The organism is Nonomuraea sp. NPDC001699, from assembly GCF_053596455.1.
Map to the genome: position 1 here is coordinate 1017788 of NZ_JBSFGF010000001.1, position 22608 is coordinate 1040395.

Genomic DNA, 22608 nt, shown 5'->3' on the forward strand with positions numbered 1-22608 from the left:
CCATCGATCCGCGCGCGCCCCGGACGGCCGGGCGGCGGGCTCAGGCGACGGAGTCGGAAGTGGACTCGGCGGCGGGCTCGGAAGTGGGCTCGGCGTCCGGGTCGGAAGGCGCATCGGCGTCGGGCTCGGCGACAGGGTCGGCGGCGGTGGCGTGGCCGCGCACCAGGCGGCCGACCTCGGCGCGCAGGTGGACGAAGTCGGGGTGCTCGCGGGTGGTGATCTGGTCGCGCGGGCCGGGCAGGTCGACCTTGAGGTCGCCGACCACGTGCGCGGGCGCCTTCGACAACACCACGACGCGGTCGCCGACGTAGACGCTCTCGTCGATGTCGTGCGTGATGAGCACGATCGTCATCTGGTGGTGGCCGCGCACCTTCAGCACCAGGTCTTCGAGGTCTTCGCGGGTCTGGGCGTCGACCGAGCCGAACGGCTCGTCCATGAGCATGAGCGAGGGCCGGTAGGCCAGCGCCCGCGCGATCGCCACCCGCTGCTGCATGCCGCCCGAGAGCTGGAACGGGTACTTCTTCTCGGCGCCCTGGAGCCCGACCGACTCCAGCGCCTCTTGGGCGGCCTCGCGGCGCTGCCGCTTGTCCATGCCCCGGCGGCGCAGCGGCAGGGCCACGTTGTCGGCCACCGACATCCACGGGAACAGCGAGCGGCTGTAGTCCTGGAAGACCACCGCCAGGTTGTCCGGCGTCTGCCGCACGAGCTCGCCCTCGACCCTGACCTCCCCGCCCGTCGGCCTGATCAGCCCGGCGATGGAGCGCAGCAGGGTGGACTTCCCGGCGCCCGACGGCCCGACGATGCACAGCAGCTCGCCCGCGGCGACGCTCAGGTTCAGCCCTTCGATGGCGTGGTGAGCGTTGGGGCCACCGCCGCCGTAGACGTGGGAGAGGTTCTCTATCTCGAGCATGGATGTCCTAGGGGGCGAGGCCCCGAGCGGAGGACCGACTCGGGAAGCCGGAAATGTCGGTATGGCTCTTCGGTGTCGGATCTTACCCTTGAGTCTTCACAGCTGTCATGGGATGCCCACGCTCCACGACCCCCGCTCGTTCAGCGCCCGGACGTCGGCGTCGGAGATGCGCCGCTGCGCCCCGGCCATGGCGGCCAGCTCGGCCTCCGTCAGCACGTCGGCGATGTCGGCGAACCCGTCGGGCGCGCGTTCGGTCACCAGCGCGATCGTATCCTCGATCGGCAGCGCCCGATGGGCCAGCACCAGCGCCGACGTGGGCGGACGCCGTTCCTCCTCGTACGCCTTGAGCGCCGTGACCGGGTCGCCGGACGTCGCCAGGCACCGGGCCAGCACCCGCGCGTCGAGCACGGCCTGCGAGCCGCCGTTCGAGCCGATCGGGTACATGGGGTGGGCGGCGTCGCCCAGCAGCGTCACCCGGCCCTCTCCCCAGACGGGCAGCGGCTCCCGGTCCACCATCGGGTACTCCAGGATGCGGGCCGAGCCCGACAACAACCCCTGGACGTCCACCGGACGGTACCGCCAGTCCGCGAAGTGGGCGGACACCTCCTCCAGCCGGCCCTCGCGCGACCAGTCGGCCTCCGCGACGACGCCTGGCTCGGCCACCTTGACCTCGGCCACCCAGTTGACCAGTCGGGGATTTCCGGCCGAGATGTGATACGTCACGAGCTTTCCGGCCCGGTTGGAGCCGCCCACGAGCACCGTGGCGCCGTCCAGGACGGGATCGGTCTCGGCCACCCCGCGCCACATCCGGATGCCCGCCCACAGCAGGGGATCGCCCGACGGGTGCAGCAGCGCCCGTACCGTGGACTGCACGCCGTCCGCGCCGACGAGCACGTCCACCCGCTCCTCCAGGAGCTCGCCGCCCTGCCGGAGCCGGACGAGGACCTCCTTGCCGTCCTGTTCGAAGCCCTCCAGGCGGACGCCCGTCCGCACCGGGCCGACCCGCTTCTCGACCGCGGCCAGCAGCGCCATCTGCAACTCGCCCCGGTGGATGCTGTACTGCGGCCAGCGGTAGCCGGCCGACCGGCCGCGCGGCAGCGCCAGGATCACGTTGCCGTGCCGGTCGGCGAAGGTCATGAAGCTCGTCTCCACGCCCAGCGCGGCCAGCTCGCCGGCCAGCCCGAGCTCGGTCAGCTCCCGTACGGCGTGCGGTTGCAGGTTGATCCCGACGCCGAGCGGCCTCAGCGCGGCGGCCGCCTCCACGACCACGCACTCCAGCCCGGCCGCCGCCAGGCTGAGTGCCGTGGTGAGCCCGCCGATGCCGCCGCCCACGACCATCGTCCGCACGTCGCCCCCAGTGGTCTCGATCCGATCACCCGTGTCCCCTGACGGGGAACATGACGCTAAGTTTCTCTCTCTTTGCAGGCTGAAGAACAGGTTTGTCCCACTAATCTCGTTCCTATCTGGTGTGAGGTGTGTGATGCGCGGATTCAGTGACGGGGAGTTCGCCTACCTGCTCGCGCACGACCTGGCGCGGCTGGCCACGGCGGGAGCCGGGGGAACGCCGCACGTCGTTCCCGTGCGGATCCATCTCCAGCCGGACCGCGGCATGATCGCGGTCGGCTCCCGCATGCTGCCCGAGGGCGTGCGTCCCCGGCGGTACCGCGCCGACGTCAGGAGCAACCCCGAGGTGTCGCTCGTCGTGGACGACTTCACCGAGGAGGGGCCGCGCGGCGTCCTGGTCCAGGGGGTCGGGCGGGTGCACTCCACAGGCGGCGAACGGCTGAAACCCGGGTACGAGCCCGTATGGGTGGAGATCATGCCGCTCTCCGTCGCGTCGTGGGGCATCGACTCGGGCGCCTACGAACCGCCGCGCAGCCGCCCGGTCGCCGCCGGCACGTTCACTGCCCCGTGAGCCGCTGCGCGCCGAGGTGCCAGGCCAGCACCCGCCGCTCGGCCACCAGGAACAGCTCGTTGAGCAGGTAACCCAGCACGCCGAGCAGCACGATCCCGGCCCACATCGCGGGCAGGTCGAACGTCGAGTACGCGGTGGTGAGCTGGAACCCGATGCCGTTGGACGCTCCCGGCAGCAGCTCGGCGAAGACCATCACGATCAGCGACAGGGACAGCGCCAGCCGCAGCCCGGCGAACATCTTCGGCAGCGCCGACGGCAGCACGACCCGCAGCAGGCGCTCCGTCCGCGACAGCCGGAACACCCGCCCGGTGTCCAGGTGCAGCGGATCGACCGCCCGCGCGCCGTCGGCCGTGTTGAGCAGCACCGGCCACACGACGCTGAACACGATGAACGCGAGCTGCATGCGCAGCCCGAACCCGAACACCACCAGGAACACGGTGACCAGCGCGGGCGGCGGGATCGCGCGCAGGAACTGCAGCACGCCGTCGAGGTAGTCGTAGACCCGCGCCGACAACCCGAACGCCAGCCCGAGCAGCACCCCGGCCACGCCCCCGCCCGCGAACCCGGCGGCCATCCTGCCCAGGCTCGGCAGGACGTTGTCCACGGCCTCGCCGGTCAGGAACAGGCTGCCGGGCGGCCCGGAGAACCACATCTGGTGCATCCGGCCCACGATCGTCGTCGGCGGCGGGAAGAACGCGCTGCCCGCCAGCCGCGTGCCCGCCTCCCACCCCAGGACGAGCACGACCAGCACGACCACCCGGAACGCCGTGCCGCGCGTGCCGTTGCGCGCCCCCGGCCCGCGTGTACCGTTGCGCGCCCCCGGCCCGCGTGTACCATTGCGCGCCCCCGGCCCGCGGTGGGCCCTGGTCACGCGCCCTCCGTCAGCCGCGCGTGGTGCCAGCGGAAGGCGCGCCGCTCGGCGGCCACCAGCAGGGCGTTGACCAGCACGCCGAACAGCCCCACCCAGAAGACCCCGGCCAGGATGTCGGTCATCCTGGCCGGCACCGCGATCCCGGCGAAGAAGATGAACACGCCGATGCCCTCCCCGCGCCCGGCCACGATCTCGGTGCTGACGGTCAGGATGAGCGCCACCGACGCCGCCAGCCGCACGCCCGTCGTGATGAACGGCGCCGCCGACGGCAGGCTGACCCGCAGCAGCACCGACAGCGGGCCGAAGCCGTAGGAGCGCAGGGTCTCCTTGGCGACGGGGTCGACGCCGCGCAGGCCGTACATGGTGTTGTAGAGGATGGGCCACATGGCGGCGTAGAGCACGAGTGTGACGCGGAGCTGCAGGCCGGTGCCGATGACGAGCGCGACCAGCGGGATCAGCGCCACCGACGGGATCGGCCGCAGGAACTCCACCACCGAGCGCGTGGCGGCGTCGATCACCGGCACGCTGCCGAGCAGCAGGCCGAGCGGCACCGCGACCAGCACCGCGAGGCCCAGCCCGATGGCCCAGGCGAGCAGGCTGGTCAGGGCGTGGTCGCGGAAGGCGGGATCGGCGAGCAGCGCGGCGCCGCGCCCGACGATCCGCGTGGCCGGCGGCAGCACCTCGGCGTCCACCAGCCCCGACCGGCTCAGCAGCTCGACGAGGACGGCGAAGCCCGCCGCCCCCGCCGCCCGGCGCGACCACCGCGTGGCGGCGCCGGCCGGACGGCGGATGACGGTGCGGACTCCGGTGCCGGTCGTGGTGGTGCTCACCCCGACGTCGTCGGCGACATCAACGCCTTGACGTCGATCTCCTTGCCCAGCCACTTGGCCTCCCACATCCAGTCGGCCACGCGTTGCAGCCGTACCGGGTTGTCGGAGCTGGAGAAGTAGGGGAAGGTGACCGTCGCCGCCGTGGACGCGTCGATCTGCGTGAAGTTCGGCAGCACCTTGGCCACCACCTCACGGTTGTTCTCCATCAGCTTGGCCGCGTTGTGGATGGCCCGCTGGAAGGCCGCCGCCGTCTTCGGGTTCTTGTCGTACCAGTCCTGGGTGCCGATGTATCCCGAGATCGGGAACTCCGCCGCCGGCCCGGAGGCGGGGTCGAGGATCTTGCGGGCGCCCATCTGCGACGTCGCCGCGGTGACCAGCGGCTCGCCCAGGTAGGCGGCGTCGATCTGGCCGTTCTTCCACGAGGCCATGATGTTCTGGAAGGTCACGGGGACGTACTTGATCGTGGCCGGGTCGATGTTGTTGGCCTTGAGCACCTGGGTGAGCGCGAGCTCCTGGAAGTTGTGCAGGACGTTGACGTTGATCGTCTTGCCCGCGAGGTCCTTCGGCGTCTTGATGGGGGAGTTGGGCAGCGCCATGATGCTGAGCGAGTCGGGGGCGGCCCGCGAGCCCTCGGCGAGCACATGGATCTTGATCGCCCCCTTGTCGTGCGCTTGGAACATCGACACGTAGTTGCCGAACATGGCGTCGATCTCGCCGTTGACCAGCATGGGGATCGCCTCAGGGGCGGCTTGGACGACCTGCGGGGTGACGTCGAGCCCCTCTTGCTCGAAGAGCTTCTGGTCGATGGCGACGTAGATGGCGGCACTGTCGATGGCGGGCAGAGTGGCGATCTTGAGCTTCGTCTTCTCCAAGGCGCCGCCGCCGCCGTTCGCGGAGGCGGAGGGCGGGGCGCTGGCGGTGGTTGAGCCGCCGGTGCTGCACGCTACGGCGCCTAAAGTCACGGCGAACCCGATGATGGCGGCCTTGGCGGAGCGGCCAAGCCTCATGTCAGGGACTCCCTTCAAGACATCGAGCCGGGGGGACCGGGTGGCTGAACTGCCCCCGGGGCTGAGTGCCTGACGAACAAGCAGGAATCGACCGTAGCACCACATTGGCAGTCATTATCAAGAAAATGACTCCTGTGGTTGCAATGTCCGTTTGCCGCTCTATCGTTAAAAGAGGCGTGAGATGACTTTGTCCGTTTTGTGAAAGAGGGTGGCGCTCGGGGCGTCTGTTACTACTGGGACTGACTGATATGGATCGTTCCGCGGGCGGAAGGGGGCTTGCGGAACACGTTTCGGCTGCCCGTTTTTGCAGGTAAACGGCGGTCTACCAATTTTGTCACAATATTTGGACAATCCGGGATATATGCCTCAGATGGGCACTATAGGTGGTTGGTCCTGACCGGCACCTGTGCTCAAATGGCCCTCATCTCGATTGTACATATTGCCCCACGTGCATTTACCTGCATGGTCTTCGAGAATTCCCCTCCGGGGCGAGAGGTTGCGAGGCAAGTGAGAACGCAGAGCGCTGAAGCTTCCGCTGACCGCGAGCCGCACGGGCGCCAGAAGCGACGGCTGCCCAAACCAGCTTCTAACAGGTTCGGATTGGGTAATTGGCACGTCAGATCGCGCCTTGTGGCGTTGATCGTCGTGCCCACGGCCGTCGCGGTGGGCCTGGGCGGGCTGAACGTGATCACCTCCCTCAGGGATGCCGACACGTACCAGACACTCAGAGAGGTCGCCGAGCTCAGCGAGCAGCTCGGCGCCGTCACGCACGAACTGGCCTTCGAGCGGGACGAGACCGCCCTCTACATCGCGCAAGGCCGTCCGGAGAGTCGCGCGGCCCAGCTCCGCACCACCTACAGCGGGGTCGACAACCTCATCGACGAGGCCAAGGTGCGGGCCGGCGCCCTCGCCGACACCCACGCCGATTCCGTACGCCCGGTGCTGCGCCGCCTGGAGGAGATCCAGACCCTGCGCGACACCGCCGTCAAGGGCAAGATCCAGCCCTTGCCGATGATCCAGAAGTACTCCCAGATCATCTCCACCCTCCTGCAGTTCCACGACCAGGTGGGCCAGGTCGCCGTGGACGACGACATCTCCCACAGCGCCAGCTCCATGGCCGCCATCGCGCGCGCGAAGGAACAGGCGTCCAAACAGCGGGGCATCCTGGCCAGCGCCCTGGACAAGAAGAGCTTCGACAGCGGCGAGCTCGACGCCCTCTCCGACGCCAAGGCGCGCGAGGAGAGCGAGGAGACCCTGTTCGCCACCCTCGCCAGCCTCGACCAGCTTGAGCTCTACCGCGACACCGTCGTGGGCAGGGACGTCGACCAGACCGACCTGTTCCGGCTGCGGGCCATGGCCCAGTCCGTCGAGGCCAAGCCCCTGAGCATCGGCGTACGTCCGGACAAGGACGTCGGCACCTGGTTCGACGTCAGCACCGGCAAGATCGACGCCCTGCGCAGCGTGGAGAAGTCGCTGGCCTCCTCGGTCATCCTGCGGGCCCGCGCCCTGGAGGAGGGGGCCAACCGCTCGGCGCTGATCTCCGGCGTGCTCATCATGATCCTGCTGATCGTGGTGCTGATCATCATCACCTTCATCGCCCGCTCGCTCATCAGGCCGCTGCGCAGGCTGCGCGGCGAGGCCCTGGACATCGCCGGGAAACGCCTGCCGGAGACCGTGCGGCAGCTCCGCGAGGCGGGTGACGGCAAGGTCGGGCCCGTCCCGCCGATCGGGGTGGACACCCACGACGAGATCGGCGAGGTGGCCCGCGCCTTCGACGAGGTCCACCGCGAGGCGGTGCGGCTGGCCGGCGAGGAGGCGCGACTGCGCTCGAACGTCAACGCGATGTTCGTGAACCTGTCGCGCCGCAGCCAGACGCTGGTCGAGCGGCAGATCACCTTGATCGACGGCCTGGAGCAGGGCGAGCAGGACGAGCAGCGGCTCGGCAACCTGTTCAAACTGGACCACCTGGCCACCCGCATGCGGCGCAACAGTGAGAACCTGCTGGTCCTGGCCGGTCAGGACCCGCCGCGTCGCTGGAGCCAGCCGGTCAAGCTGGTCGACGTCGCCCGCGCCTCCCTGTCGGAGGTCGAGAGCTACGAACGCGTCGTGCTCCAGGTGCCCGACGGCGTGTCGGTGGCCGGACAGGCCGTCAACGACGTCATCCACCTGCTGGCCGAGCTGGTGGAGAACGCGCTGTCGTTCTCTCCGCGCGAGACGCGGGTGGCGGTGTCGGGCAGCAGGATCGACGGCGGCGGCGTGATGTTGTCGATCACCGACTCCGGCATCGGCATGACCCCCGAAGAACTGGCCCAGGCCAACGACCGGCTCACCGACTCGCCCAGCGTCGACGTGTCGGTCTCGCGGCGGATGGGCCTGTTCGTGGTCGCCAGGCTGGCCCACCGGCACGGCATCAGGGTGCAGCTCCGCCCGCACAACTCCGGCGGGCTGACCGCCATGGTGCTCGTCCCGGAGAACATGCTGGGCACGCAGGCGCCGGGCTTCGCCGGCATGCAGCCGCCGGCGCTCGCCGAGAGCACGTCCGGGAGCGAGCCGTACGTGGGGCCGCACGCGGCGCCGCCGGCCACCGACTGGCCGCCGGTCTCGGCCCCGCCCGAGCCCGACTGGCCCGCGATCGCCTCCTCCGCCGGGGCCGACTGGCCGCCCGCGCCGCCCGCGCCGGGGGCCGACTGGCCGCAGACGCCGCTCACGCCGGTGTCCGACTGGCCGCAGGCGCCGCCGCCCGCCGGACAGGACTGGCCGCGGCCCACCTATCAGATGGGGCCGGCGCACCCGTCGTACCCGTCGAACCCGGAGGCGGGGGGCAACTGGCCGCAGTGGCCGTCCGACGGCTGGCCCTCCGACGCGCACGGCGGCGGTTTCGACAGCCACGACATCTGGTCGCCGCCGCGCCACAACGGCGACCGCGGGTTGTCCAAACGTCCCGCGGCCGAGCCGCCGCCACCCTGGAAGCCGGACGGCCTCCAGCGGCCCCGGCCCGACTTCCCCGAGACCGAGTCGGCGGCCACCGGCCCGATCCCGCCCGTGCCGCCCGCCTCCGCGGGGGACGACTACCTGCCGATCTTCGCCGCCGTCGAGTCGGCCTGGTTCGGGCGCGACGAGGGCGGCTGGGGCTCGACGAAGGCCGACGCCGGCTGGACCGCGGCCGAGGCCGTGGCCGAACCGGCCCGCGACGGCACGACCGCGGCGGGCCTGCCCAAACGGGTGCCCAAGGCCAACCTGGTGCCGGGCTCGGCCGACACCTCCGCCTCGCCCAAGGGCGTGCTGCCGATGCCCTCGGTCTCGCCGGACCGGGTGCGGAACAGGTTGTCCAGCTTCCAGCAGGGCTTCCGGGCGGCCCGCGACGACATCACCGGGGGCAAGGCGTTCCAGCCCGGCCCCCGCGGCTCCTACAACGGTGAACCCCACAACGGTGAAAGAGAGGAGGGCGCATGAACGACCTGAGCCACGCGGCGCGCGGAGTCGACTGGTTGATCACCGACTTCGTCAGCACGGTCCCCGGTGTGGCACATGCGGTGGTCGTCTCGTCCGACGGGTTGCCGCTTGCGGCCTCGTCGGGTTTTCCGGCTGACCGGGCGGATCAGCTGGCTGCGATCGCGTCGGGGCTGGTGAGCTTGACGCAGGGTGCGGCCAGGGTGTTCGAGGGTGGTGCGGTCAATCAGACGATCGTGGAGATGCAGCGCGGGCTGATGCTGATCATGTCGATCAGTGATGGTTCGTGTCTCGCGGTGCTGGCGGCCCCTGACTGTGACATGGGGCTGGTGGCGTACCAGATGACGTTGATGGTGGATCGCGCCGGTCAGGTGTTGACTCCGGCGGTGCGTGCGGAGCTGCGCGCCAGCCAGACCAGGTGATGTAGGTGACGGACCAGAGATGGAACAGCGGCGGCTGGGCGCCTCCGCCCAAGCCACAGCCCCAGTCGCAGCTGCACCCCGACCCCGCCTCACCCGTCCGCCCGTACGCGGTGACGGGTGGGCGGACGGCGCCCAGGGTCAAACTGGCGATGGAGGCCCTGGTGTCCTCGGCGACCGCCGAGCACCGGGAGTTCTCGCACATCACGCCGGAGTATCAGGCGATCAGCCAGCTGTGCAGGCAGGTCCGGTCGGTGGCCGAGGTGTCGGCGCTGCTGCGGATCCCGCTGGGCGTGGTGCGTGTTCTGATCGCCGACATGGCGGCCGAAGGTCTGGTCCGCGTGCATCAGCCACAGCTGGACGCCGGTAGGCCGGACGTTAATCTGCTCGAAAGGGTGCTCAGTGGACTTCGCAGGCTCTAGCCCCGGCTTGACTTCAACGAAGATCGTGGTGGCCGGCGGTTTCGGGGTGGGCAAGACGACGTTCGTCGGCGCGGTCTCGGAGATCATGCCGTTGACCACGGAGGCGGTGATGACCGACGCCTCCGCGGGGATCGACGACCTGGGCATGACGCCGCTGAAGTCGACCACCACCGTGGCGATGGACTTCGGCCGCGTCTCGCTCGACCGCGACCTGATCCTCTATCTGTTCGGCACGCCGGGCCAGCACCGGTTCTGGTTCATGTGGGACGACCTGGTGCGCGGCGCGATCGGCGCGGTCGTGCTGGTGGACACCCGCCGCCTGGCCGACAGTTTTCCCGCGATCGACTACTTCGAGGAGGCGCAACTGCCGTTCGTGGTGGGCGTCAACGGCTGGGACGGCCAGTACCCGCACAGCGACGCCGAGGTGCGCGACGCCCTCACGCTGGCCCCCCACATCCCCCTCGTACGGCTGGACGCGCGCTCCAAGGACTCGGTCAAGAGCGCTCTGATCCATCTGGTCGAGCACGCCCTGTCGATCAGGATGGCGGTGCCGGGCTGGAGCGGCGGCGGCTGATCAGGCCCGCCGCCGCCCTTCCGCTCAGCGGGGCCGGGCCTCGATGAGGCTGGCTCCCGAGCCCAGCTCGACGACCTCGGCCAGGTGCAGGTCCGCCCGGTCGAGCAGCGCCCGGTACTCCTCACGGCTGCGCTCGGTGCCGCCGTCGAAGATCGCCAGCATCCGCATGTCGATGTCCTTGCCCAGGTGCGGCGCCTCGTCGTCGGGCAACGCCACCTCCAGCACCAGGACGCGGCCGTCGGGGTTCATCGCCCGGCGGACGTTGCGCAGGATCGTGACCGCGTCCTCGTCGTCCCAGTTGTGCAGGACGCTGGCCAGCAGGTAGACGTCGCCGCCGGCCGGGACCTCGGCGAAGAAGTCGCCGGTGACGACCTCGCTCCGCTCACCCAGCCCCTCGGCGGCCAGCAGCTCCCTGGCCCGGCCGGCCACGTGCTCCAGGTCGAACAGGATGCCGCGCATGTCCGGGTTGGCGTGCAGGACGGTGGCCAGGATGTGGCCCTTGCCGCCGGCCACGTCCACCATGGTCGCGGTGGCCGGGAAGTCGTACCGCTTGGCCAGGCCCTCGGTGAAGGGGATGGCGCGGGCGGTCATGTAGTCGTCGAACAGCTTGCCCGCTTCCGGGTTCGCCGCCAGGTACTCGTACAGGTGGCCGTAGCGGGCGACGAAGGCCGAGCCGCCGTCGCGCACGGTGGCGGGCAGGTTGCCCATGGCGTGCCAGAAGCCCTCCTCGCCGAGCATGCGGACCGACGAGCGCACCGAGTCCGGGACGTCCGAGCGCAGCGCAGTGCCGCGCTCGGTCAGGTCGTAGACGTCCGGCCCGGCACCGCGGACGACGCCCATCCCGGCCAGCTCCCGCAGGACGCGGCGCAGCCGCGGGGCGTCGGCGTCGCAGCGGGCGGCCAGGTCGGTGGTGCTGAGGGGACCGTGGGCGAGATGGTCGGCCAGGCCGAGCTCCGCCATGGTGAGCAGAGCGGCGAAGCGCGAGATGTCGGCCACGGCCCCCCAAAGGAGGTCATCCGAGTGGGACATGGGGTCCTTCCCGATAAGTCAGACGTTGCGGTTGGCCTGCCGGTGCCAGACCAGCAGGCGGTGCTCGGCCAGCACGAACAGCCCGTTCACCAGGTAGCCCAGGATGCCGAGCAGGGCGATCGTCGCCCACACGCCGGGGCCGTCGAAGCTGCGCTGGGCCTGCAGGAGCTGGTAGCCGATGCCGTCCGTGCTGCCGAACAGCTCGGAGATCACCATGAGGATCAGCGCCAGCGACAGGCTCAGCCGCAGCCCGGCGAAGATCTTCGGCGACGCGGCGGGCAGCACGACCACGCGCAGGCGCTGCCCCTTGGACAGCCCGAACACGGTGGCGGTCTCGGTGTAGGTGCGGTCCACGGCCCGGACGCCCTCGATCGTGTTGAGCAGCACCGGCCAGATCACGCCGAACACGATCGTGGCGAGCTGCATGCTCAGCTGCGCGTGCGCGGTTCCGGCGAACAGCGCGACGAACAGCGGCAGCAGCAGCGGCGGCGGGATCGCCCGGCCGAACTCGAACAGCGCGTCCACGTAGTCGGTGGCCGCCTTGGAACGGCCGAGCGCCACGCCGAGCAGCACCCCGAGCAGCGAGGCCAGGATCCAGCCGCTGAACATGCGACCGAGGCTGGGCAGGATGTTGCCGACCGCGTCCTCGGTGAGGAACAGGTGGGAGACGGGCCCGGAGAACCACATCTCGTACATGCTGGTGACGATGGTGAGCGGCGGCGGGAAGTCGCTGTCGCCGATGAGCCGCGCCAGCAGCTCCCAGACGACGAGCACGACCGGCACCACCCAGAGCCTGGACAGCCGCCTCACGATTCCGACGCTCCCATCCGGACGCGGTGCCAGCGGAACAGCCGCCGTTCGCCGGCCAGCAGGGCGAGGTTCGCGAACACCCCGAACGCCCCGGCCCAGAACGTCGCCGCCATGATCAGGTCCATCCGGTTGCCGCTGCCCGCCTGGATCGTGTAGACCCCGATCCCGGCCGTGCCGCCGGCCAGCAGCTCGGCGCTGACCGCGAGGACGAGCGCGATGCCGGCCGCGATCCTGATGCCGGTCGCGACGAAGGGGGCGGCGCTCGGCAGGCTGACCCGGCCGAGCACGGCGAGCCGGCCGAAGCCGAAGCTGCGCAGCGACTCCTTGGCCAGCGGGTCCACGTCCTGCATGCCGTACAGGGTGTTGATCAGGATCGGCCACATCGACGCGTAGACGATGACCGAGACCTTCATCAGGCCGTCCACCGGGATCAGCAGGATCGCCAGCGGGATGATCGCCACCGAGGGGATCGGGCGCATGAACTCCAACAGCGGCCGGATCGCCCGCTCCACCGGCGGCACCGCGCCCAGCAGCACGCCCAGCGGCACGGCCACGACGATGGCGATGAGCAGGCCGAGCGCCCAGTTCGCGAGGGTGGTGGCCAGACCCTCCAGGAACACCGGGTCGGCGAGGAGACGCGCGGCTTCGTACAGGATGACGGAGGGCGCCGGGAAGATCACGCCGTCGCTCAGCGCGAAGCGGATGACCAGCTCACCGGCGATGAGGAACCCCGCGGCGCCGGCGGCGCCGCGGAGCAGACGCGCGGAGTTCATCAGCTTGCAGGGGCGGCGATGACCGACTTCACGTCGATCGGGCTGGTGAGGTACTTGTACTCCAGCATCAGGTCGGCGACCTTCTGCAGACGGTTCTCGTTCAGCTCGCTCGGGTACGTGCCGAGCGTGATCACCGAGGCCGTCTTGGCGTCGATCTTGGTGTACTTCGGCAGCGTCTCCTCGATCGCCTTGCGGTCACTGGAGGCGAGCTGCTGCGCCTTGGCGATGGCCCGCTGGAAGGCGGCCAGCGTCTTGGGGTACTTCTGCACCCAGTCCTCGGTGGCCATCCAGCCGGCGATGGGGAGGTCCTCCGTCTGGCCGGTCATGGTGTCGGCGAGCTTGCGGAAGCCGAAGGCGCTCTGGTTGGCGGTGACGAAGGGCTCGGTCATCCAGCCCGCGTCCGCCTGCCCGGTGTTGAGCGCGTTGCCCTGGTCGGGGAACGGCTTCTCGGCGAAGTTGACGTCCTCCTTGGTGAGGCCGGCGACCTTGAGCTGCGTCTCCACGGCCAGGGTGGCGACGTTGTTGAGGTTGTTGACGTAGACCGTCTTGCCCTTCAGGTCCGCCACCGTCTTGATGGGGGAGTCCTTCGGCACCATGATGTTGAACGTGTTCGGCGCGGCCTGGTACATGTCCGCGACCAGCTTGATCTTCTTGCCCTTGCTCACCGCGAGGAAGGTCGAGACGTAGTTGGTCTGCGAAATGTCGAGGGCGCCGCTCTCGATCTGCGGCAGCGCCGCTGCGCCACCGGTGATGGTCTGCGGCTCGACGGTCAGTCCCTCTTCCTTGAAGAAGCCCTTGGCGTTGGCGAGATAGACCGAGACAGCGTCGGGCACGGGGAGGGCGCCGACCTTGATGGTGGTCTTCTCCAGCCCCTTGCTGTTGGCCGAGGTGTTCGCGGTTTCGCCGCCGCCTCCGCCGCAGCCGGCAAGGGTGAGCGCCAGAGCCACGCCGACGACAATGGCGTGGCCGCGCATGGTGCGTGTCATGGGGGGTTCTCCTACCAGGGGGAAGTTCCGGAGATCGGCACGGGATGCCGGGCGTGAAGCGTACCGGAGCAGAGTTCGGATCTACAGCGCTATGCCGCGTATATGTAGGTTTATCGCGAAAATATGACAAATCAACGTTATAGATGTAAATCTAGAGATTAAGTATGGTTAGTGGTGATTTGTCCGGATTGGGACGGTGGTTGCGCTCCGTGTGCGATGGCATGCGACGTGAAGGGAGTGCGATGTGGAACGGTTGAAAACGGCTGAAACGTTGGCCTAAGTATGAGGTTTGTGCTCAAATTGGGCCTCGAACTTGCCTGCGATCACTCGTCCGCGTGACGAAGCCGCTGATTCCCCCTGAAGCAGGCCACGGCGAGAGGTTGCCACCAGTGAGGACAAAAACGACCGGACCCGGTCGTGGCAGGGCTCCGGACGCCCCGGAAAAGGCCGCGGACGGCGAGGTGCAGCAGGCCCACCCGCCCAAGGCGGGCAGCCCGTTCGCGCTGCGCAACTGGCGCGTGCGTACCCGCCTCATCGCCCTCATCGCCATCCCCACGGTCATCGCCGTCATCCTGGGCGCCCTGCGGGTCACGACGTCGATCGCCAGCGCCCAGCAGTACCAGGACATCAGCAGCGTGGGGACCCTGGTCGCACAGCTCGGCGAGCTCTCCCGCGACCTCGGGCTCGAACGCGACCTGGCCACCCGCCACGTCGCCGCCAACCGCGGGTCCTCCGACGAGCAGCGGCTGAAGAGCCAGCACGAGATCGTCGACAAGCGCATCGCCAGCACCCTGGACGCGGCGAAGAAGTCGGAAGCGTCCCTGTCCGACCTCGGCAAGAAGGCCCTCGACCACATCCGGGTCCGGCTCAGCCAGATCCCCTCGATGCGCAAGACGGTCGCCGAGACCAAGCTCCCGCCGTTGCCCACCAGCGAGAAGTACTCCGAGGCCATCGCCGAGCTGCTGCAGCTCTACGACGAGCTGGGCCAGGGCTCCACGGACGAGGAGATCATCGCCACCAGCGCGGCCCTGCGCGCCGTCGCCCGCGCCGAGGAGGAGGCGTCCAAGCAGCGTGGCCTCCTGACCAGCGCGCTGATCAGGGGCGCGTTCGAGGAGCCGGAGTACAACGCCTTCCTCGACGCCCGATCCCGCCGCAACAGCGAGCGCGACGCCTTCCGCGCCGTCGCCACGCCCGCGCAGCGCCAGTTCTACGACAACACCGTCGCCAGCCTGAAGATCGGCCGCGCCGAGTTCTACGCCAGCCGCGCCGTACTGCTGCACAACGCCAACCAGTCGCTGCGCCGGCTCGACACCTCGACCAGGGACGACACCGACCAGTGGTTCCAGTCCATCACCGAGACCGTCGAGCGCCTGCACACCGTGCAGAAGTCGCTGTCTGAGCAGATCGCCACCCGAAGCGCCGACATCGCCAGCAGTGACCGGCAGCTCGCCGCGATCAACATCGGCATCGTGGTCGGCCTGCTCGTCCTGGTCCTCGCGATCACCGCCCTGATGGCCGGCTCGCTGGTGCGCCCGCTGCGCCGTCTGCGCGGCGACGCCCTGAAGATCGCCGGCCAGACGCTGCCCGACCTGGTCAGGCAGCTCCGCAACACCGACGTCAGCCCCGAACAGCTGCACGTCCCGCCGATCGAGGTCAACTCCAAGGACGAGATCGGTGAAGTCGCCCGCGCCTTCGACGAGGTCCACCGCGAGGCCGTCCGACTGGCCGGCGAGGAGTCCAGGCTCCGCTCGAACGTCAACGCGATGTTCGTGAACCTGTCGCGCCGCAGCCAGACGCTGGTCGAGCGGCAGATCACCCTCATCGACGGCCTGGAGCAGGGCGAGCAGGACGAGCAGCGGCTCGGCAACCTGTTCAAGCTGGACCACCTGGCCACCCGCATGCGGCGCAACAGTGAGAACCTGCTGGTTCTCGCCGGTCAGGACCCGCCGCGCCGCTGGAGCCAGCCGGTCAAGCTGGTCGACGTCGCCCGTGCCTCCCTCTCCGAGGTCGAGAACTACGAGCGCGTCGTCCTGGAGGTCCCCGAGGGCGTCTCCATCGCCGGCCAGGCCGTCAACGACGTCATCCACCTGCTGGCCGAGCTGGTGGAGAACGCGCTGTCGTTCTCCCCGCGCGAGACCCGCGTCCCCGTCTCCGGCAGCAGGATCGACGGCGGCGGGATCATGCTCTCCATCAGCGACTCCGGCATCGGCATGACCGGCGACGAGCTGGTCCAGGCCAACGAGCGCCTGACCGACGCCCCCACCGTGGACGTGTCGGTCTCCCGCCGCATGGGCCTGTTCGTGGTCGCCAGGCTGGCCCACCGGCACGGCATCAGGGTGCAGCTCCGCCCGCACGGCTCCGGCGGTCTGACCGCCATGGTCCTCATCCCCGAGTCGCTGCTCGGCGCGCAGCCGGCCGCCGTCGCCGGCGCGGGCGGCAACACCGCCGCCTCCGCCGGCCGCGAGGACGCCTTCGCCGCGTCCCAGCCCGCCGCCGGCGCCCAGCAGTGGCCCGGCGCCACGGGCTTCGGGCTCGCCCCCGGGCACCCGTCCTACCCGTCGTACCCGTCCGAGCCGGCCGGAGGGTCGTGGCCGTCGATGCCGGCCTCGCTGCCCTCGTCGATGCCGTCCTCCACGCCGTCCTCGATGCCGTCCGCCATGCCGCAGTGGCCCTCGACCGAGTCGACGAACACCGGCTCCGACTGGTTGCCGGACTCGTCGTCCGACGTCTGGGTGTCCTCGCGCGGCCCGGTCACCGGAGAGCACGCGCCGCCGCAGCGCGGCCTGCCGCCCGAGGAGTCGCGCCCCTGGTCGGCTCCGCAGGAGACGCCGCTGGCCGCGCCCAAGTACGACTACCCCGAGACGGAGTCGGCCGCCACCGGCCCGATCCCCGTCGTCAAGCCCGCCTCCGGCGGGGACGAGTACCTGCCGATCTTCGCCGCGGTGGAGTCGGCCTGGTTCGACCAGGGCGAGCCCAGCGCCACCTGGGGTTCGGCCAAGGCCGACGCCGGCTGGAGCGCGGCGGCGTCCGTGGTGGAGCCCGCACGCGACGGCTCGACGGCGGCCGGGCTGCCCAAGCGGGTGCCCAAGGCCAACCTGGTGCCCGGATCGGCGGACACGGCGTCCGCGCCCAAGGGCGTGGCTCCCATGCCGTCGGTCTCTCCGGACCGGGTGCGCAGCAGGTTGTCGAGCTTCCAGCAGGGCTTCCGAGCAGCGCGTGACGACATCAGCGAGGGCAGGACATACCAATCCGGCTCTAGGAACGACAGTAGGGAGGAGGGCGCGTGAATGACCTGAGCCACGCGGCACGCGGGGTTGACTGGTTAATCACCGACTTCGTCAGTACCGTCCCGGGGGTCGCGCACGCGGTGGTCGTGTCATCCGACGGGTTGCCGCTTGCGGCCTCGTCGGGTTTTCCGGCTGACCGGGCGGATCAGCTGGCTGCGATCGCGTCGGGGCTGGTGAGCTTGACGCAGGGTGCGGCCAGGGTGTTCGAGGGTGGTGCGGTCAACCAGACGATCGTGGAGATGCAGCGCGGGCTGATGCTGATCATGTCGATCAGTGATGGTTCGTGTCTCGCGGTGCTGGCGGCCCCTGACTGTGACATGGGGCTGGTGGCGTACCAGATGACGTTGATGGTGGATCGCGCCGGTCAGGTGCTGACTCCGGCGGTGCGTGCGGAACTGCGCGCCAGCCAGACCAGGTGATGTAGGTGACGGATTCCTGGAACAGCGGCGGTTGGGAGCCCCAGCCGCCGGTCAGCTCGGACCCGGCCTCGCCGGTACGCCCGTACGCGGTGACGGGCGGGCGTACCGCGCCCAAGGTCAAGCTGGCCATGGAGGCCCTGGTCTCGTCGGCGACCGCCGAGCACCGGGAGTTCTCCCACATCACCCCCGAGTACAAGGCGATCAGCCAGCTCTGTCGCCAGGTCCGGTCGGTGGCCGAGGTGTCGGCGCTGCTGCGGATCCCGCTCGGGGTGGTGCGTGTTCTGATCGCTGACATGGCGGCCGAGGGCCTGGTGCGGGTGCACCAGCCCGCGCTGGATGCGGGTAGGCCGGACGTCAACCTGCTGGAAAGGGTGCTCAGTGGACTTCGCAGGCTCTAGCCCCGGTCTGACCTCGACGAAGATCGTGGTGGCCGGCGGCTTCGGCGTGGGCAAGACGACGTTCGTCGGCGCGGTCTCGGAGATCATGCCGCTCACCACGGAGGCCGTCATGACCGACGCCTCCGCGGGGATCGACGACCTGGGCATGACGCCGCTGAAGTCGACCACGACCGTCGCGATGGACTTCGGCCGCGTCTCGCTCGACCGCGACCTGATCCTGTACCTGTTCGGCACGCCCGGACAGCACCGGTTCTGGTTCATGTGGGACGACCTGGTCCGCGGCGCCATCGGGGCCGTCGTCCTGGTCGACACCCGCCGCCTGGCCGACAGCTTCCCCGCGATCGACTATTTCGAGGAGGCGCAGCTCCCCTTCATCGTGGGGATCAACGGCTGGGACGGCACGTACGCCCACAGCGACTCCGAGGTCCGCGACGCCCTCACGCTGGCCCCCCACATCCCGCTGGTGCGCCTCGACGCCCGCCAGAAGGACTCGGTCAAAAGTGCTCTGATCAACCTCGTCGAGCACGCGTTGACCGTCCGGATGGCCGTGCCAGGCTGGAGCGGCTAGGAGAGCGGATAGGCTGAAGTCTTAGACGTACATTCGCTTCGAGGACTGGCCAACCACGTGTTCGAGACGCTTTCCGACCGGCTGACATCGGTCTTCTCCTCCCTCCGATCCAAGGGTCGGCTGTCCGACGCCGACATCGACGCCACCACCCGCGAGATCCGCATCGCCCTGCTTGAGGCAGATGTCGCGCTCCCGGTGGTCAAGACGTTCGTCGCCCAGGTCAAGGAGCGCGCCCGCGGCGCCGAGGTCTCCCAGGCGCTCAACCCGGCGCAGCAGGTCGTCAAGATCGTCAATGACGAGCTGATCGAGATCCTCGGCGGCGAGACCCGCAGGCTCCGCTTCGCCAAGACCTCGCCGACGGTCGTCATGCTCGCGGGTCTCCAGGGCGCCGGTAAGACGACCCTGGCCGGCAAGCTGGCCCGGTGGCTGCGCGAGCAGGGGCACGCGCCCATGCTGGTCGCCGCCGACCTCCAGCGGCCCAACGCGGTGCAGCAGCTCCAGGTCGTGGGCGAGCGCGCCCAGGTCGCCGTCTTCGCGCCCGAGCCCGGCAGCGGCGTCGGCGACCCGGTCGCCGTCGCCCGCCGCTCGATCGACGAGGCCCGGCGCCTCAACCACGACGTCGTCATCATCGACACCGCCGGCCGCCTGGGCATCGACCAGGAGATGATGAAGCAGGCCGCCGACATCCGCGACGCGGTACGCCCCGACGAGGTCCTGTTCGTGGTCGACGCCATGATCGGCCAGGACGCCGTCACCACGGCCCAGGCGTTCATGGACGGCGTCGGCTTCGACGGCGTCGTGCTGACCAAGCTCGACGGCGACGCCCGCGGCGGCGCGGCCCTGTCGGTGCGGCACATCACCGGCCGCCCGATCATGTTCGCCTCCACGGGCGAGAAGCTGGAAGACTTCGACGCCTTCCACCCCGACCGGATGGCCTCCCGCATCCTCGACATGGGTGACATCCTCACCCTGATCGAGCAGGCGCAGAAGACGTTCGACGAGGAGCAGGCCGCCAAGATGGCGGGCAAGCTCACCTCGGGCGAGAACTTCACGCTCGACGACTTCCTCGAGCAGATGATGATGGTCCAGAAGATGGGCCCGATCAAGAACCTGCTCGGCATGATGCCCGGCATGGGGCAGATGCGTGACCAGCTCAACTCCATCGACGACCGCGACCTCGACCGCATCGCCGCCATCATCCGCTCGATGACGCCCGGTGAGCGGCAGGACCCGAAGATCATCAATGGCTCCCGCCGCGCCCGCATCGCCGCCGGCTCCGGCGTCACGGTCAGCGCCGTGAGCAACCTCGTCACGCGCTTCTTCGAGGCGCAGAAGATGATGAAGCGGGTGGCCGGGGGCATGGGCCTTCCGGGCATGCCCGGCGGGCGCGGGAAGGCGTCCAAGGCCCAGAAGAAGGCCAAGAAGGGGCGGCGCGTCAGCGGCGACCCGCGCAAGGCGGGCCTGGAGAAGTCGGCGTCCTCGTCCCCCGACGGCGAGGGCGGCGCGCCCAAGGCCGGGGGAGTGCTGGGGAACCTGGGCGGCAAGCTCCCGCCCGGCATCGAGCTGCCGCCTGGCTTCGACCCGTCGAAGCTGAAGCTGCCCGGCCAGAAGTAGGCGATCGGGGCGGGCGACGCCCGCCCCTGCCTGCCGCGCTCCTGAAACCCGACGCACCCCGGACCGACATCGGTCGCGGGGTGCGCGTATGTGGGGCGGTCGGCCCGCTCTTAACGGCAGAGGAGCATCCACTGCAGAGCGGGGTCCATCAGGAGCCAGCTTGAGGCGGCCGTTGCGGGCATCCACATCGGCAGGCCGGTGAGCGGCGACTTGTGGGTCATCCAGGCGTCTTCGGGCGCAAGGCCGAACTCGTCGTCGTGGTCGGCGGGCCATTGATGGCCGCTCGGGCCGCCATGGTGGTGCGGATCATGCGGCCACCCGCAAGGGGGCCAGTAGCTCGGCTTGTGTGGCTTGTGCGGCCGGTGAGTGCAGTCATGGGTGGGCGTCGGGCTGGGCGTCGGAGTCACCGTAGGTGTGGGCGTCACGGTGGGTGTCGGAGTCACGGTGGGCGTCACGGTGGGTGTGGGCGTCACGGTGGGCGTCACGGTGGGTGTGGGCGTCACGGTGGGCGTCACGGTGGGTGTGGGCGTCACGGTCGGTGTCACCGTGGGCGTGGGCGTCACGGTGGGTGTCACGGTAGGCGTGGGCGTCGGAGTCACCGTGGGCGTGATCGTGGGCGTCGGGGTGGGCTGGTTGGGGACGCAGTTGACCTCGACCCGCCCGATCACGACCTCGGTCAGCGGCCCCTCGTAGATAGTGGCGCCGTCGTCGCTCCGCAGGTCAGCCGAGATCGAGATCGTCATGTCCGCCTCGGCGGAGGTCGCGTCGTTCGTCGTGGCGTTGTCGTTCCTGACCACCGTCAGGAACGACAACGACACGCCGGGGTAGCCGAGTTGTTCGCCCGTCGCGCGAACCTCGGTGGTCCCCACCTCCACAGGCACGCCGAGCACTGTGACGGACCCGGGCGTCACCAGGGTGGACGACATCGCCGGAGCCGGCGGCGTGCACCGCGCGTGCGTGGACACGTTCCCCGTGACGAGCAGCGGCTCAGAGGCGTTCTGGTTGAGATAGAGGTTGTCGACGACCAATGAGGCGCTGGCCTCCCAGACATCGGGCGCGTCGAGGCCGCTCGCCTGGAGCTGTTCGTTGGCGAGGTCGGTGAATTGGGTGACGTTGTCGGGGTCGCTCCAGTCACCGTTGTCGACGCCCGGGTCGGGCCCCACGGAGGCGGTGCCCCAGGTGCCCGAGAAGCCGGGCTGGCCCACCTCGGGGATCTCGGTGATGGTCAGGGTCATACCATTGGCGTTGGCGAACTCGCCCGCCGCGGCGGTGGCCGTAAGCCCGAACAAGGCGCCGGTGAGCAGGACGGACACGCCGGCGGTGAGCACTCGCGGGCGGGTGAGCAGCGGATGGGTCGTGGTGGTCACCCACTCATTCCGCAGGGAAGTTGATCAAGTCGGACGAGGTGACACGCGGCCCTTGCCGAGCCTTTGCCGCGGCCTGCCGGTACTGGTCGAAGGCAGTGTCCGCGGTCTGGCAGAATGACATGTTGGAACATCGTGACCAGGTGGGTGCCCTCTCATCTCCCGCCGGCCGCGCCTGTCCCTGGAGCGTCGTCTCATCGTGCCCCACTCGATGAGGTGCCGTTCACCCACGCTCGAATGCAGGAGAGACCACACCAGTGGCAGTCAAGATCAAGCTCAAGCGGCTCGGCATGATCCGCAACGCTCAGTACCGAATCGTCATCGCCGACAGCCGCACCAAGCGTGACGGCCGGGCGATCGAGGAGATCGGCCTGTACCACCCGAAGGAAAACCCTTCGCGCATCGAGGTCAACGCCGAGCGTGCGGCCTACTGGCTGGGTGTCGGCGCGCAGCCGACCGAGCCGGTGCTCAAGCTGCTCAAGCTCACCGGTGACTGGCAGAAGTTCAAGGGCGAGGCCGCCCCGGCGCCGATGAAGGTCGCCGAGCCCGCGCCCGACCGTCACGCCCTCTACGAGGCCGCGGCCAAGGAGGCGCTGTCCGGTGGCGACACCGGTGCGGCCGCCACCACGGCGCCCAAGCGTGCCAAGAAGAAGGAAGAGGCCGAGGTCGCCCCCGCCGCCGCCGAGACCCCGACCGAGGGCGAGGGCTGACGTGCTCGAGGAGGCTCTCGAGCACCTCGTTAAGGGCATCGTCGAACATCCTGACGATGTCCGGGTCCGCGCTCGCCGCATTCGCAGCGGGCGCGTCCTGGAGGTCCGGGTGCACCCCGAGGACCTGGGCAAGGTCATCGGACGCGGCGGACGCACCGCCAAGGCGCTGCGCACCGTTGTGAACGCCCTGGCCGACGGGAAGTACGTACGGGTCGATCTGCTCGACCTGGACGAAGCAGTCCGTTAGCGTCA

The 22608-nt window shown here is 69.8% G+C and carries 22 protein-coding genes; 12 read left to right on the forward strand and 10 right to left on the reverse strand.

What is annotated here, in order from left to right; genetic code table 11:
* Positions 1–40 precede the first annotated feature (40 nt).
* Together ACWCSU_RS04890 and ACWCSU_RS04895 are read right to left on the reverse strand one after the other, a co-directional pair.
* Positions 41–910: an ABC transporter ATP-binding protein gene (locus tag ACWCSU_RS04890; protein ID WP_449933584.1), complete on the reverse strand. Its 870-nt coding sequence runs from the start codon at positions 908–910 to the stop codon at positions 41–43.
* A gap of 105 nt (positions 911–1015) precedes the next feature.
* The gene (locus tag ACWCSU_RS04895) at positions 1016–2248 is read right to left on the reverse strand and encodes a flavin-dependent oxidoreductase (RefSeq protein WP_449933738.1); all 1233 of its coding nucleotides are present in this window, start codon (positions 2246–2248) and stop codon (positions 1016–1018) included.
* 142 nt (positions 2249–2390) lie between these two features.
* Between ACWCSU_RS04895 and ACWCSU_RS04900 the strand changes: the two genes are divergently transcribed.
* Complete coding sequence (locus ACWCSU_RS04900) at positions 2391–2825, forward strand: pyridoxamine 5'-phosphate oxidase family protein (protein WP_357695378.1); 435 nt, start codon at positions 2391–2393, stop codon at positions 2823–2825.
* On the opposite strand, the gene ACWCSU_RS04905 is transcribed toward ACWCSU_RS04900, so the two are convergent.
* The 3 genes from ACWCSU_RS04905 to ACWCSU_RS04915 are packed head-to-tail and all read right to left on the reverse strand — an operon-like array spanning position 2812 to position 5533.
* Positions 2812–3696, reverse strand: a complete 885-nt coding sequence (locus ACWCSU_RS04905) for an ABC transporter permease (protein ID WP_449933586.1) — start codon at positions 3694–3696, stop codon at positions 2812–2814. The two genes, ACWCSU_RS04900 and ACWCSU_RS04905, sit on opposite strands and share 14 nt — an antisense overlap.
* The gene (locus ACWCSU_RS04910) at positions 3693–4526 is read right to left on the reverse strand and encodes an ABC transporter permease (protein WP_449933588.1); all 834 of its coding nucleotides are present in this window, start codon (positions 4524–4526) and stop codon (positions 3693–3695) included. The genes ACWCSU_RS04905 and ACWCSU_RS04910 overlap by 4 nt, the downstream gene beginning before the upstream one ends.
* Positions 4523–5533 carry an ABC transporter substrate-binding protein gene (locus tag ACWCSU_RS04915; protein ID WP_449933590.1) on the reverse strand — a complete coding sequence of 337 codons (1011 nt, stop codon included), beginning with the start codon at positions 5531–5533 and terminating at the stop codon, positions 4523–4525. Before ACWCSU_RS04915 ends, ACWCSU_RS04910 begins: the two co-directional genes overlap by 4 nt.
* A 630-nt stretch (positions 5534–6163) precedes the next feature.
* On the opposite strand from ACWCSU_RS04915, the gene ACWCSU_RS04920 reads away from it, so the two are divergent.
* The 4 genes from ACWCSU_RS04920 (at position 6164) to ACWCSU_RS04935 (ending at position 10398) form a co-directional block, all read left to right on the forward strand.
* Positions 6164–8986, forward strand: a complete 2823-nt coding sequence (locus ACWCSU_RS04920; RefSeq protein ID WP_449933592.1) for a nitrate- and nitrite sensing domain-containing protein — start codon at positions 6164–6166, stop codon at positions 8984–8986.
* Positions 8983–9405, forward strand: coding sequence for a roadblock/LC7 domain-containing protein (locus tag ACWCSU_RS04925; protein ID WP_020546542.1), 423 nt, complete (start codon positions 8983–8985; stop codon positions 9403–9405). Before ACWCSU_RS04920 ends, ACWCSU_RS04925 begins: the two co-directional genes overlap by 4 nt.
* A gap of 71 nt (positions 9406–9476) precedes the next feature.
* Entirely contained in the window at positions 9477–9824 is a 348-nt protein-coding gene (locus tag ACWCSU_RS04930; protein WP_352350491.1) for a DUF742 domain-containing protein, read from the forward strand.
* 7 nt (positions 9825–9831) lie between these two features.
* Positions 9832–10398: a GTP-binding protein gene (locus ACWCSU_RS04935; RefSeq protein WP_352329408.1), complete on the forward strand. Its 567-nt coding sequence runs from the start codon at positions 9832–9834 to the stop codon at positions 10396–10398.
* Positions 10399–10422: 24 nt separating this feature from the next.
* Here ACWCSU_RS04935 and ACWCSU_RS04940 read toward each other — a convergent pair whose 3' ends face one another.
* From ACWCSU_RS04940 to ACWCSU_RS04955, 4 genes are read right to left on the reverse strand one after another with little or no spacing between them, the layout of a single operon-like run.
* Positions 10423–11427, reverse strand: coding sequence for a methyltransferase (locus ACWCSU_RS04940; protein ID WP_357695389.1), 1005 nt, complete (start codon positions 11425–11427; stop codon positions 10423–10425).
* An 18-nt stretch (positions 11428–11445) separates the two neighbouring features.
* Complete coding sequence (locus ACWCSU_RS04945; RefSeq protein ID WP_364104661.1) at positions 11446–12237, reverse strand: ABC transporter permease; 792 nt, start codon at positions 12235–12237, stop codon at positions 11446–11448.
* Positions 12234–13010, reverse strand: a complete 777-nt coding sequence (locus ACWCSU_RS04950; protein WP_364104658.1) for an ABC transporter permease — start codon at positions 13008–13010, stop codon at positions 12234–12236. Before ACWCSU_RS04950 ends, ACWCSU_RS04945 begins: the two co-directional genes overlap by 4 nt.
* Complete coding sequence (locus tag ACWCSU_RS04955; RefSeq protein WP_357695395.1) at positions 13010–13996, reverse strand: ABC transporter substrate-binding protein; 987 nt, start codon at positions 13994–13996, stop codon at positions 13010–13012. Before ACWCSU_RS04955 ends, ACWCSU_RS04950 begins: the two co-directional genes overlap by 1 nt.
* A gap of 389 nt (positions 13997–14385) precedes the next feature.
* Here ACWCSU_RS04955 and ACWCSU_RS04960 point away from each other — a divergent pair, with 389 nt between their 5' ends.
* Genes ACWCSU_RS04960 through ffh form a run of 5 tightly spaced genes read left to right on the forward strand, consistent with a single transcriptional unit; the run spans position 14386 to position 20282 of the window.
* Positions 14386–17283 (forward strand): nitrate- and nitrite sensing domain-containing protein, encoded by a 2898-nt coding sequence (locus tag ACWCSU_RS04960; protein WP_449933596.1) that lies wholly within the window; start codon positions 14386–14388, stop codon positions 17281–17283.
* Positions 17280–17702 (forward strand): roadblock/LC7 domain-containing protein, encoded by a 423-nt coding sequence (locus tag ACWCSU_RS04965; protein ID WP_020546542.1) that lies wholly within the window; start codon positions 17280–17282, stop codon positions 17700–17702. The genes ACWCSU_RS04960 and ACWCSU_RS04965 overlap by 4 nt, the downstream gene beginning before the upstream one ends.
* Positions 17703–17707: 5 nt before the next feature.
* Positions 17708–18100, forward strand: a complete 393-nt coding sequence (locus ACWCSU_RS04970) for a DUF742 domain-containing protein (RefSeq protein ID WP_357695399.1) — start codon at positions 17708–17710, stop codon at positions 18098–18100.
* 7 nt (positions 18101–18107) lie between these two features.
* Positions 18108–18668, forward strand: a complete 561-nt coding sequence (locus tag ACWCSU_RS04975; RefSeq protein WP_357695423.1) for a GTP-binding protein — start codon at positions 18108–18110, stop codon at positions 18666–18668.
* Between the two features lie 57 nt (positions 18669–18725).
* Complete coding sequence (gene ffh, locus ACWCSU_RS04980) at positions 18726–20282, forward strand: signal recognition particle protein (RefSeq protein ID WP_364104787.1); 1557 nt, start codon at positions 18726–18728, stop codon at positions 20280–20282.
* Positions 20283–20392: 110 nt separating this feature from the next.
* On the opposite strand, the gene ACWCSU_RS04985 is transcribed toward ffh, so the two are convergent.
* Positions 20393–21649: a hypothetical protein gene (locus ACWCSU_RS04985; protein ID WP_449933599.1), complete on the reverse strand. Its 1257-nt coding sequence runs from the start codon at positions 21647–21649 to the stop codon at positions 20393–20395.
* 254 nt (positions 21650–21903) lie between these two features.
* Here ACWCSU_RS04985 and rpsP point away from each other — a divergent pair, with 254 nt between their 5' ends.
* Together rpsP and ACWCSU_RS04995 are read left to right on the forward strand one after the other, a co-directional pair.
* Positions 21904–22356, forward strand: a complete 453-nt coding sequence (rpsP, locus tag ACWCSU_RS04990; protein ID WP_449933601.1) for a 30S ribosomal protein S16 — start codon at positions 21904–21906, stop codon at positions 22354–22356.
* A 1-nt stretch (position 22357) separates the two neighbouring features.
* Positions 22358–22603: an RNA-binding protein gene (locus ACWCSU_RS04995; RefSeq protein ID WP_020546537.1), complete on the forward strand. Its 246-nt coding sequence runs from the start codon at positions 22358–22360 to the stop codon at positions 22601–22603.
* Positions 22604–22608 lie beyond the last annotated feature (5 nt).